Raw genomic sequence first — 11946 nt, forward strand, 5'->3', positions numbered from 1 at the left:
ACTAAATTTACCCTACAAGTGGTTATTTTCAACCGCATATAAGTGGAAGTTATCAGCTTTTAATCGCACTGAAAGTGCATCCCCTAATGCATGAAGTTCTTGGCTATAATAACTTAACTGCGAAAAGGATAACTCCGTATTTTGCTCAATACTGCGTAATAAATAGTGAAAGCCTTGCTCGGTAACACTAATATGTTCGATGACCACATTATTTTTTTGCAGCTGACATAGCTCGATATTATTTGGTTTAATCAACAATTGATTGTTACTTTCTTGCTTAGCAAGGTTACCCAACGCATGATGCTCAATATATTGTTCATCAAGTTCACCAATTAACGTGCGCACAGACGGCTTATTGTTATTATTTATTAATGAAGCAGGTAACCAACTACCCAACTGCAGAAAGTCAGCAACCTGCCAACTATTCGGCTGTTGGCAAACACTTGCAGGAGAACCTACTTGTAATACTTGCCCTTGATGCATTACGGCAATTTTATCGGCAAAGGTAAAGACCTCATCTTTATTATGAGTAACAAAAATAGCGGTCATGCCAAGGCGCTTTAATAACTGTCTTATCTCGATCATTAACTCATTGCGCAATCTAGCATCAATATTCGAAAAGGGCTCATCGAGCAATAACAAACTAGGCTGCGGTGCTAACGCTCTTGCAATAGCGACACGCTGTTGTTGTCCACCAGATAACTGATGAGGGAAACGTTGTGAAAACTCTGATAATTCAAGCAAGGTCAATAACTCTGCACAACGGTTTTGTTGTTCTGTTTTAGCTAAAGCGGTTAGTCCAAAACAAATATTTTCATTAACGGTTAAGTGCGGAAACAATGCGTAATCTTGAAAAATCATACCAATATTGCGCTGCTCTGCAGGCAGCATATTATTGATACTTATTTCTATAGACGCTGTATTAGTAGGCTTTATTTCAATAATGCCCGTACTTTGTGCGATAAAACCCGCTAAAGTATTAAGTAAGGTAGTTTTACCACATCCACTTGGCCCAACCAGCCCTAAAATCTCGCCTTTTTCTAATGAGAGATCAACACTTGATAAAATTATTTTAGCTTGTAATTCAACCGTTAAATTTTCAATATTAATAAGTGATTGCACTAACTGTCCTTCTGACGGTTGAGAAAAATAATAGGTAATAAGCCAAACAATACGATCAAAATAGCCCCTAACGCACCTTGCTCTAAGCGTTCGTCAGAAATTAGCTGATAAATTTGTGTACTTAAGGTTTCAAAATTAAACGGCCGTAATAATAACACAGCAGGTAGCTCTTTCATGGCCTCAACAAACACTAAAAGCCATGCAACCCAAATTGATGATTTTAATAACGGTAGATGCACCCGAAAAATAGCCGGTAAGGTTTTTACGCCTAAGCTGCCCGGCGCAAGATCTAGCGATTTAGGAATTTGACTTATCCCTGCGTTAATCGTGCCATTTGCAATAGCAGAAAAACGTACAACAAAAGCAAAAATGATAGCAAAAACCGTACCCGATAATATTAGCCCTGGTGCTTGTAAACCAACCCCTTTAGCAACATCATTAATCGCATGATCTAACGGTCCAAAAGTGGCTAGCATCGCCATAGCAAGTACGGTACCGGGAATGGCATAACCAAAACCAGAAATTTGCAACGGGATCATACGCGAACGACTTTGATGTAACCGATGAAATAAAGCCAAGGTTAGCGCAATTAAGGTGGCGATAGTTGCACTGTAAATCGCAATTTCAAGGCTATTTTTACCGGTAGCAATTAACGCAATAAGTTGCGGGTAGTCAGCATAATCTATTGCCATGATAATGAGTAAAGTCAGTGGCAATAAAAATCCAGCCAATACTAAAAACCAACAAAAAATACTGCCGAATATTTGCTGAGTTAAAGACAGTTTTTTTCGTTCTTGGTTTGCATTTGGTCTGCTTGATTGATGACGCTGCCCAGCTCTTGCACGCTGCTCGGCGACCACAATAAATAAAATAAATAGCATTAACACACTAGCTAATGCATTAGCAGCGCCAAAGTCACCATATCCTAGCCAAGTATCATAAATAGCAGTAGTTAAGGTATTCACAGCAAAATATTGTACTGTGGCAAAGTCAGCCAGTGTTTCCATAATCACTAAGGTTAACGAAATAGCAATAGCTGGGCGTGCTAAGGGAAGTGCAATTTTATAAAAGCTTTGTCGTTCACTACAGCCTAATAAGCGACTAGCTCTGAGCAGGTTTCTGTCTTGCTGCTCAAAAGCAGTACGTGTAAGCATATAAACATAAGGAAACATGACTAATGAAATGACAATAGCTGCGCCGCCTAAGGTTCGAATATCAAAGAAGTAATAATCGTTTGGAGATTGCCAATTAAACCATGCACGTAACAAACGCTGCACTGGGCCAGCATAATCAAATAAATCTGTGTATAGATAAGCCACTAAATATGCAGGCATGGCTAAGGGAAGCATTAGTAACCATCTTAGCTGCTTAGCCATAACAATATTCGTTTGACTAATCAGAACAGCTGCCGGTACACCAAAAAAAAATGAAAGCAGCGCAACTAATACGCCTAAGACAAGTGTGTTTTGAATATATTCAGGTAAAACAGTTGCCCATAAGTGTGAAAACAAATCGCCAGCGTTATTTAAACTACCGACGAGCATAACGACTATGGGCGAGATTAACGCTAAAGCAAAAAACCAGCTGAAAAATTTCCAACTGGTACTGGTATTGCCAATAATCACGCCGTTAACTCGGCATTTGAAACGCTAGAGATCAAATTGTGCTTTATCTAATAAAATTAACGCTGCTTTTCGGTGCTTAGCGATGGTTTCAAGTGAAAGTGTATCCGCTTTAAATTCGCCCCAAGAAGCAACTAATTTAGAAGGCTGCACACCTGGACGAACAGGGTATTCCATATTAGTTTCGGCATACATTTTTTGTGCTGGCTCTGAAACAAGGAAGTTCATTAATGCTAATGCATTGGCTTTATTCGGTGCGTATTTTGCCATTGCCATACCGGAAATATTCACATGCGCGCCACGATTTTGTTGATTAGGGAAGTTAATATAAACCGCATCTGCCCATACCTTTTGTTTTTCATCATTTAGCATATTACCAAAGTAATAACTGTTACCTAGTGAAATGTCACATAAGTTCTGGTGAATAGCTTGCACTTGTGCACGATCGCTACCTTGAGGTTTACGCGCTAAATTAGCTTTTACTTTTTCTAACCAAGTTAAGGTTTCTGCTTCGCCATGTTCTGCGATCATTGAAGCAACTAATGCCACGTTATACGGGTGCTTGCCACTGCGAGTACAAATTTTTCCTCGATACTTTTCATCCGCTAAGTCTTCATAGTTAACATCAATTTTACCTAATCGTTTTGCTGAGTAAATATTACGAACTCGAGTGGTTAACGCATACCAAGTATTGTCTGCTGCTTTGAATTGTACAGGGATTGCTGAGGTTAATTCAGGCGATTGAACGGCTTGCAATAAGTTTTTATCTTTTAACTCAATTAGGCGACTAATATCTGTTGTTAATAAAATATCTGCCGGGCTGTATTCGCCTTCGCGCTCTAATCGCTCAGCCATACCTTTCTTAGCGAAAACAACATTCACTTTTATACCCGTTTCTTTGGTGAACTCATTAAACAGTGGTTCAACTAAAAATGGCTGACGGTATGAGTAAACATTCACATCATCGCTGGCGAAAATATTAAAACTTGTTGCTAAAACTGCAACTAAAACAAAAGAAGAAAACCAAATTTTATTCAACATGAAGCCCGCCTAAACAATAAGAAAATTAATGAATTTAAAGTTGCCGCAAGACTAATCAAGATACCTATCGCTGTCAAGGTTTTTGCGAACTATTCTCATTCAACTTTTATGAAATTTAGCTTATAAGTTAACTATTTTAATTCATATAAACATATTAAAAAATATGCTCGAGCCAAGAGCAGTTTATTGACTAACTTTCGACTGCAAAAAATCTTTAGTCGCTTTATCCAGGCAACGGTTAGAAATATAATGCCTGTTGCTGTTATGGCTGATTAACCAACCATTTTCTGTTGGAGTAATTAACTCAATATCACTGAACTTCATATTATTATCATTATAAAAAGATGAAATGTGAATACTATCTTGATCTATAGCAAGTTTAACTTCTGCTTTAGCCACTTTACTCAACATTTGACGAGCAACCCACCATGATTTTCGATAATAACTACTGACCAGTTCTAATATGCCCAACGAAAAAATAAACCAAGCAGCATAAGGGTTTAGCTCTGAAAACATGACTAACAGCATACCTACTAACATTAAGATCAAACCTTTACGATATAAGATCCAAGGTGTTTGCACTGTTACAGATTCATCGAAACATTCGCTAAAATGAGATTTGTCTAAGATAAAGCTTGTTTGATAATTAAAGGGCTGGGTCATATTAAGATGATAAATAATGGAGTTGTATGCATTTTACCTATTACTGTACCGAATTACTATTTTGTCGCTGAAAAGATCGTCCCGGTATATTTAAGCGCTGTATATTTAGCCGTATTTTTATAAAAATTGGGCAATAAAAAACCGCGTAAACGCGGTTTTTTTAGCAAGATGTTAAAGACTAGCCGTTGATAAAATCAACACCTTCTTTAATATCTGCATTTAATGTAGCAAGCATGTCGTTTTTAGCTTTTTCTTCAAAAGCACTTAGCTCGCCGTATGGTAAAATTTCAGTAATACCATTAACACCTAAACGTACTGGGTGAGCAAAGAACGGTGCATCGCCACCTTCTACTTCAACGTAAGCGTAATCAACAACATCTTCGCCTTGTAAACCTTTTACTAAAGATAAACAAAAACGAGCAGCAGCAGCGCCCATTGAAAGTGTAGCAGAACCGCCACCAGCTTTAGCGTTTACAACTTCAGTACCAGCATTTTGAATGCGTGGTGTTAAAGCGGCAACTTCTTCATCAGAGAAAGTAACACCTTCAACTTGTGAAAGAAGTGGTAAAATTGTTGTACCTGAATGGCCACCAATTACTGGGATTTTAACTTCGCTTACATTCAAACCTTTTAATTCAGCAATGAATGCTTCAGAGCGAATTACGTCTAGCGTAGTTACACCAAAAACACGGTTTTTATCGTAAGTACCCGCTTTTTTGAATACTTCAGCAACGATTGGCACAGTCCCGTTTACAGGGTTAGTAATAATACCAACTAATGCTTTAGGACAGTTAGCAACAATGCCTTCTGCTAAAGTTTTAATAATACCTGCGTTAACAGCAAATAAATCAGCACGGTCCATACCAGGCTTACGTGGCATACCAGCAGGAATGATTACAATATCAGCACCTGTAAGAGCACCGGCTAAATCGTCAGCACCAAAACCAGCAACTTTTACCGCTGTAGGGATGTGTGATAAATCTACGGCAACACCTGGAACCACTGGTGCAACGTCATATAAAGATAGCTCAGAACCTGCAGGTAATTGAGTTTTTAATAGTAAAGATAACGCTTGGCCGATTCCGCCAGCAGCGCCTAGCACAGCAACTTTCATTCGATGTCTCCGAAAATTTGAGTAATTACGTAAAAAATTTGTCGGCCAAAAGATATATTATAACTAGCCAAAAAACAATGTTTATACTAATTCTATTCAATATATTTCCCGCTGAACGAGTCAATACTTAATTGAGTTAGTGTTATTCGTCTGTATTGAACTATAAGGATAACGTATAATAAAAATTGTGAAATAATACTTAGGTATAATTTAAATATTATTAACCAACAATAGTCGACCATAATTTTATTACTTAATGGACCTATATGAGCGGACAACACAAACAGGAAGCTTTAGTACAAGCTTTCAAAGATTTATTAAACCAAGAGCAGTTTAGTTCTCAAGGTGATATTGCCGATGCTTTAAAGGCGCAAGGCTTTGAAAATATCAGCCAATCTAAAGTATCTCGTATGCTGAGCAAGTTTGGTGCGGTGCGCACCCGTAATGCTCGTCAAGAAATGGTTTACTGCTTACCTGCTGAGTTAGGCATGCCAACAGCAAAAAGCCCACTTAAACAGCTTGTGCTTGATATTGAACACAATGACGTGATGATAATCATTAGAACAAGTCCAGGCGCAGCGCAACTAATTGCTCGCTTACTCGATAGCTTAAGTAAAAGTGACGGTGTTTTAGGTACAATTGCAGGTGATGATACTATTTTTATTGCCCCGACTGACGTCAAAGCGATTAAGCAAACTATTTCTAAACTTGAAGCGCTATTTTTAAAAAATCTGACTTAACCGCTTTCTTAAGTGATTTACCCAACTGACTTAATTAATTGAATTAAATATTTGTTACTCATTAAATGCAATTAATTAAGTGGTTTTTGAAACCAGAGGGCAGCAGATCGAATAGCCTCAAACACCGTTAAAATTATGTGAAATTGCTCTACTCACTCTGCTATATTAATTTTCTATCGTTAAACCTCAGAAACACTACTCACCAAGTTTTGCAAGAATGTTTAAGCTAGGCACAAAGAATGCGGCGCCGGTTTCAGCTTGGGTATATTTAAGCATATGATCACTATGGCCATGCGCATCGCCAGCTATCATACTTTTTAGCATCAACTCAAATGGTTCTGGTGAATGACAATAAGCGACAAAAAATAGCCCTTGTAATTTCATGTCACCATAAGGCATGCTTTGGCGTAATATTTCCAGGCTGTTACCTTCGCTATCTTTTAAGTTAACGCGTTTAATATGTGACGTTGGTGCTTTGTTTTCTTCTGAATATTCTTCATTGTTTACTTTCGTTCGAGAAAAAACATCTTCTTGTTCTTTAACTTCTAATGAGTTCCACAAATTTAAGTTATGACGGTAGCGCTGAATATGTAAATAACTACCGGCAGAAAACTCAGGGTCTTGCTCTTCATTTATCAGCGCAACGCTACGTCGGTGATGACCTCTTGGGTTTTCTGTTCCGTCAACAAAACCTGTTAAATCACGCCCATCTAAAAAGCGAAAAGACCGAACTTGTTCGACTAATTCAACACTATCTGCCAATAGCTGACAGACTTTGGTGGCCACTATATGGTTTACATCAGCGCGGTCACTGCGAATTTCAATATACAAATCATAATTGTTCACTGGTGCCGTTCTATCTTCAATGCCCATTTCTGGAAATTGACGTAAATGCTTTGGTCTACCCTCTGGGTAAAGTTCATCCCAAAAACTTGTGCCAATCGCAATAACACCCGCTAAATTAGCTTCTGAAAAGCGATCAGCATACTTATCAAATAAGGCTGGCAAACGTGACAGTGCTTTACGTAAAAATAAGTTGTTATCATCTACAGCATTAAACAATAAATAATAACCATGAAGGCTAGGCTCTGCACAAACACCAAACTGCTCTCTTGCCATGTAAGATCCACTCTTAAACAAATCGATTAATACCTAATTTTACACAGTTTATGACTAATGGCAGTAAACTTTGAAAAATATTTCAAGGTTAAACTGTTTTATCACGCAAGATTAGGCTATTAATCTTGTAAAAAAAGCCCGTGTAGTTAAGTACACAGGCTTATTGGTTTTTAAATTAACTGTTATCGCGACTTAGCCACGGGTAAACTCAGGGTACGCTTCCATGCCACAATCAGACTTATCACAGCCTTCATACTCGTCATCTTCACTTACTCTAATACCGATTAACTTCTTCAAGATAAACCAAACTACTAAGCTCGTTGCAAATACCCAGACAAAAATTGTTGCTGCACCAATTAATTGACCGCTAAAGCTTGAGCCGCTGTTTGTTACTGGTACTAATAATAAACCTAGTAAGCCCACAACACCGTGTACAGAAATAGCACCAACTGGATCATCAATCTTAATTTTGTCTAAGCCGATGATTGATAATACAACAACAATACCTGCTATAGCACCAAATAAAGTGGCTTGCATAGGTGTTGGCGTAGAAGGTTCTGCAGTAATTGCCACTAAACCTGCTAATGCGCCGTTAAGTGCCATAGTTAAATCGGCCTTTTTAAAGAGTAATTTAGCAAACACTAATGCAGCTACAGCGCCTGCAGCGGCAGCAGCATTGGTGTTTAAGAAAACCATAGCAACTGAATGTGAGCTAGCAATATCGCCAAGTTTTAAAACTGAACCACCGTTAAAGCCAAACCAACCCATCCATAAAATAAATGTACCTAAGGTTGCCATAGGTAAGTTTGAACCTGGTATCGCGTTTATTTGACCATTTTTACCGTATTTACCCTTACGAGCACCTAATAATAAAACACCGGCTAAAGCTGCGGCTGCACCAGCCATATGAACAATACCTGAACCAGCGAAATCTGAGAAACCAAGGTCAGATAATGTATACAAACCGAATACCGCATTACCACCCCAAGTCCAGCTTCCTTCCATTGGGTAGATAACACCTGTTAATACTACCGCGAACGCTAAAAATGCCCATAATTTCATACGCTCAGCAACAGCACCTGAGACTATAGACATCGCCGTTGCCACAAATACTACTTGGAAAAAGAAGTCTGAAGCGGCTGAGTATATTGCCCCACCGGTGAAACCGTCTTCTCTTGCAGAAAAATCAGCTAACACTTTTGCTGGGTCAACAGTTTCTATGCCCGATAAAAACATACCGCCACCGTACATAATGTCGTAACCAACAAATAAGTACATCATGCAAGAGATGGCATAAAGTGCGACGTTTTTCGTTAAAATTTCTGTGGTATTTTTAGCTCTAACTAAGCCGGCTTCTAACATTGAAAAACCAGCAGCCATCCACATAACTAAAGCACCACAAATTAGAAAATAAAAAGTGTCCATTGCGTACTGAAGTTGAAAAATATTTTGTTCCATGATTATCTCCTAGATCGCTTCTACATCTTGTTCGCCAGTACGAATTCGTACAGCATGTTCAAGGTCATAAACAAATATTTTGCCATCACCAATTTTACCGGTATGTGCAGCTTCTGCTATTGCATCAACTAATCTTTGAACAAATTCATCATTCACGGCGATTTCAAGTTTTACTTTCGGAAGAAAGTCTACTTGGTACTCAGCACCACGATATAATTCGGTATGGCCCTTTTGACGACCAAAACCTTTAACTTCACTTACGGTTAACCCTTCAATACCAATTTCAGAAATAGCCTCTCTGACATTATCAAGCTTGAATGGCTTTATAATTGCGCTTACTAGTTTCATGTTATTTTCCCTTAATTATTATTGATTATTACTTATCAAGCTTTGTGCCAAAGAATATTAACTATAAAAAACAATGCGTTAGAGGTTTTTGCATTCAAAAGGGCGCACCACAATAGTGCGAATAAAATTGATTTGTGAGCAACTGGTGCAATATTTACGCCGTTACCTAGCGGTTATAAAGTAGCTACTGATAGAATGTTGTTGAAGATAGTAATTAATTAAAAAAGTAACGCGCTGCAGCAAAGCATACTCAGTTTCAGAAAACGTTAGGTTAGGGAATGAGGGGGGAACTGTCAAAAAAACAGTAAATTTGATAATGTCTAGAGAGGTATTCTAAGTAATTAATTTTGTTAAGGTTAGCTAAATCCTCGAAATTATATCGCACAATTGACCAGCATGTGAGTCGTTCAATAAAGCTTAACCTTGCTTAAATTCAACATAGGTTAAGCTACTAACTAAGATATAAACTATAGCGTAGGATAATGGCCACTAGCCGCTAAAAAATAGTGGCTGCGCCTGGATTTATAATCGATAAAATAGTTAAACGTTCAAAATCACAATAATTAATCGCTCCTTGCAGCATTTCGTCAGTAATAGGTAACTGTTGCATAGCATCTTCAGTAAATAACAACTCAGTGTCATGTGCACTGCAATCAAATTGACTTAACATAATTCTTTTTGATAAGTAGAGTAGTTTTATTTCATCTGTGCTGTAAGTAAAGTCGCTATTATCTTGGTTGCGAATAGGCTCGATAATACTAAATGGCAATTGCCATTGTTTTAATAACTCAGCTGCACATTCACCGTAGGTAAAGTTGAGTGTTTGTAATTGCTTATCCCACGGTAACTCTGTTGCAGTAAATTTATTGGCAACTAACGCCTTTTCCGGAGAAAGCTGTTGAATAACAAGCTCACCTAAATTATGCAGCAATCCAATGATGAATAGGCGTTCTGCGTTTGGGATCCTAAGGTTTACCCCGAGATATTTAACGATAAGGGCACAATCAACACTCTTACACCAGAAGTCATCCAAGTAGTCTTGTTCAACGTTTAGGGCTTTAAAAGCACGACTAGTGAAAAATGCGATGACTAAATTGTATACCTCAGTAATGCCTAACACTAATACCGCTTTAGAGATGGTATCAATTTTACCCGGATAGCTAAAAAGTGAACTATTAGCGAGCTTTAATATAGTGCTGGTTAATGCAGGGTCTAATATGATTACGTCGGCAATATCGTCAATCGTAGAGCTATCATCGTCAATTAACTCTTTTATACGAATAAATGAATCTGACAATACAAATATTTCACTCGCCTGTTCTGCATAATCGTTCACATTCATCATAATGATCCTAAAAACTCTTCGTGGGGTAATTAATTAGACTGAAATATAATCTCACGTTCTAAACTCAGTCTAGCTTATGTTATTTCAAATAAAATATTTAATTTACCTGCAAGCTAACATGATAAGAGGTAAATTTTCTCATATTAATAACACCAGTATCAAAAATTAAATACTGCCCTTTTATGCCCAGTAATGTTCCAGAAACCTCAGCCGTTTTATCGAAGTTAAAAGATGAAATCTTAGTTAAATATTGTTGCACTGGAAAATGTAAATCAACAACGTTTTCATCTAAAGCGATAACCGCATCTTCACCATACTTAAGGCTAATACTTGCTAACTTTTCTGCTATTTTAGGTTTCAACTCTTGGGCAATAGCTTTTAGGTCTATATTTTCAGCACTACCTTTGAGCATTGCACGCCAATTGGTTTTATCTGCAATGAATTCAGCTAAAGCTATTTCAACCAATCCCGACTGTAAGCGAGTACTCACTTTAAAAATAGGTAATGCTTGAGTTGCGCCTTGATCTATCCATCGTGTTGGAATTTGTGTATGGCGCGTAATACCTACTTTTAAACCTGAGGTATTAGCTAAGTAAACATAATGAGGGATCATACAGTTGCTTTCTCCCCATTCAGGTTCTCGACAAGTACCTTGCTCGAAATGACAGGTTTCAGGTTTCATAATGCACATGTCACATTGGGCGAGTTTTTGCATACAAGGATAACAATAACCTTGAGAGTAACTTTTTTTAATTTTTCTACTACAATGCAGGCAAACGATATGGCCATTAAAATTCAGTGTTAGGTGCTTTGAAATTAGTGGATTTAATTCGACTTCTTGCTCGCCTAATACCATACGATAATTTACCGTACCGTTTTCATCTAAATCCGCTCTCATTTTGCGCAGAGCACCCGCTTCTATTTGCAACATATCTCAACCTTTTGTGACTTTCAGTGGCTAATAATATAAAAATCAACTTCTAGCAGCTAGCTTTAATTCAATAATACCTCGAAAAACAAGGAAAAAATTGCGAAAATATCTTAGTCGCTCACTAACTAGACATTAAATTTTATGTGGTATGTTTATTTTCTTCGCTGTGCTGATAACAGCCTATATGCGGGTATAACGACGTCATTAGAACGGCGTTTACTTGAACACAACGAATGCAACAAAAAGGCGGCCAAATATACTCGTGTTCGCCGCCCTGTTGTTTTAGCCTATGCAGAGTCGCAACCAAACCGTCAGCAGGCTAGCCGCCGAGAATATCAACTAAAGCAATTGAGCAAAAAAAATAAAGAACAGCTCGTTTCTAGTTACGTGCTTAATCCATTAGTAGAATAATAACCCTTCGCTCTAAAGCCCAATATTACTGG

Annotated in this window: 12 protein-coding genes; 2 read left to right on the forward strand and 10 right to left on the reverse strand. The window is 37.9% G+C overall.

Translation table 11 applies throughout. The features are described from left to right. Window positions 1-12: 12 nt before the first annotated feature. From AC27H3_RS03130 to mdh, 5 genes are all read right to left on the reverse strand, one after another. The gene (locus AC27H3_RS03130; protein WP_487103647.1) at window positions 13-1122 is read right to left on the reverse strand and encodes an ABC transporter ATP-binding protein; all 1110 of its coding nucleotides are present in this window, start codon (window positions 1120-1122) and stop codon (window positions 13-15) included. Beyond that, on the reverse strand, window positions 1122-2747 hold the full coding sequence (locus AC27H3_RS03135) for an ABC transporter permease (RefSeq protein ID WP_487103649.1): 1626 nt from the start codon (window positions 2745-2747) through the stop codon (window positions 1122-1124). Before AC27H3_RS03135 ends, AC27H3_RS03130 begins: the two co-directional genes overlap by 1 nt. A 24-nt stretch (window positions 2748-2771) precedes the next feature. Beyond that, window positions 2772-3785 (reverse strand): extracellular solute-binding protein, encoded by a 1014-nt coding sequence (locus tag AC27H3_RS03140; RefSeq protein ID WP_487103651.1) that lies wholly within the window; start codon window positions 3783-3785, stop codon window positions 2772-2774. 183 nt (window positions 3786-3968) lie between these two features. Next, window positions 3969-4448 carry a YcxB family protein gene (locus AC27H3_RS03145; RefSeq protein ID WP_487103653.1) on the reverse strand — a complete coding sequence of 160 codons (480 nt, stop codon included), beginning with the start codon at window positions 4446-4448 and terminating at the stop codon, window positions 3969-3971. Window positions 4449-4626: 178 nt separating this feature from the next. Next, the gene (gene mdh / locus AC27H3_RS03150) at window positions 4627-5562 is read right to left on the reverse strand and encodes a malate dehydrogenase (RefSeq protein WP_487103655.1); all 936 of its coding nucleotides are present in this window, start codon (window positions 5560-5562) and stop codon (window positions 4627-4629) included. A 266-nt stretch (window positions 5563-5828) separates the two neighbouring features. On the opposite strand from mdh, the gene argR reads away from it, so the two are divergent. Beyond that, window positions 5829-6302 carry a transcriptional regulator ArgR gene (argR, locus tag AC27H3_RS03155; RefSeq protein ID WP_487103657.1) on the forward strand — a complete coding sequence of 158 codons (474 nt, stop codon included), beginning with the start codon at window positions 5829-5831 and terminating at the stop codon, window positions 6300-6302. Between the two features lie 195 nt (window positions 6303-6497). Here argR and AC27H3_RS03160 read toward each other — a convergent pair whose 3' ends face one another. From AC27H3_RS03160 to AC27H3_RS03180, 5 genes are all read right to left on the reverse strand, one after another. Further along, window positions 6498-7421, reverse strand: coding sequence for a Dyp-type peroxidase (locus AC27H3_RS03160; protein ID WP_487103659.1), 924 nt, complete (start codon window positions 7419-7421; stop codon window positions 6498-6500). A 192-nt stretch (window positions 7422-7613) separates the two neighbouring features. After that, a complete protein-coding gene (locus tag AC27H3_RS03165) occupies window positions 7614-8879 on the reverse strand; it encodes an ammonium transporter (RefSeq protein WP_487103661.1) in 1266 nt (421 codons plus the stop codon). Between the two features lie 9 nt (window positions 8880-8888). Then, a complete protein-coding gene (locus AC27H3_RS03170; RefSeq protein WP_085301138.1) occupies window positions 8889-9227 on the reverse strand; it encodes a P-II family nitrogen regulator in 339 nt (112 codons plus the stop codon). A 496-nt stretch (window positions 9228-9723) separates the two neighbouring features. Further along, window positions 9724-10572: an HDOD domain-containing protein gene (locus AC27H3_RS03175; RefSeq protein WP_487103664.1), complete on the reverse strand. Its 849-nt coding sequence runs from the start codon at window positions 10570-10572 to the stop codon at window positions 9724-9726. A gap of 97 nt (window positions 10573-10669) precedes the next feature. Continuing rightward, the gene (locus AC27H3_RS03180; protein WP_487103980.1) at window positions 10670-11470 is read right to left on the reverse strand and encodes a DUF2797 domain-containing protein; all 801 of its coding nucleotides are present in this window, start codon (window positions 11468-11470) and stop codon (window positions 10670-10672) included. A 174-nt stretch (window positions 11471-11644) separates the two neighbouring features. On the opposite strand from AC27H3_RS03180, the gene AC27H3_RS03185 reads away from it, so the two are divergent. Then, complete coding sequence (locus AC27H3_RS03185; RefSeq protein ID WP_487103666.1) at window positions 11645-11914, forward strand: GIY-YIG nuclease family protein; 270 nt, start codon at window positions 11645-11647, stop codon at window positions 11912-11914. Window positions 11915-11946 lie beyond the last annotated feature (32 nt).

It is taken from the genome of Colwellia sp. NW0002-52-1 (genome assembly GCF_057550865.1).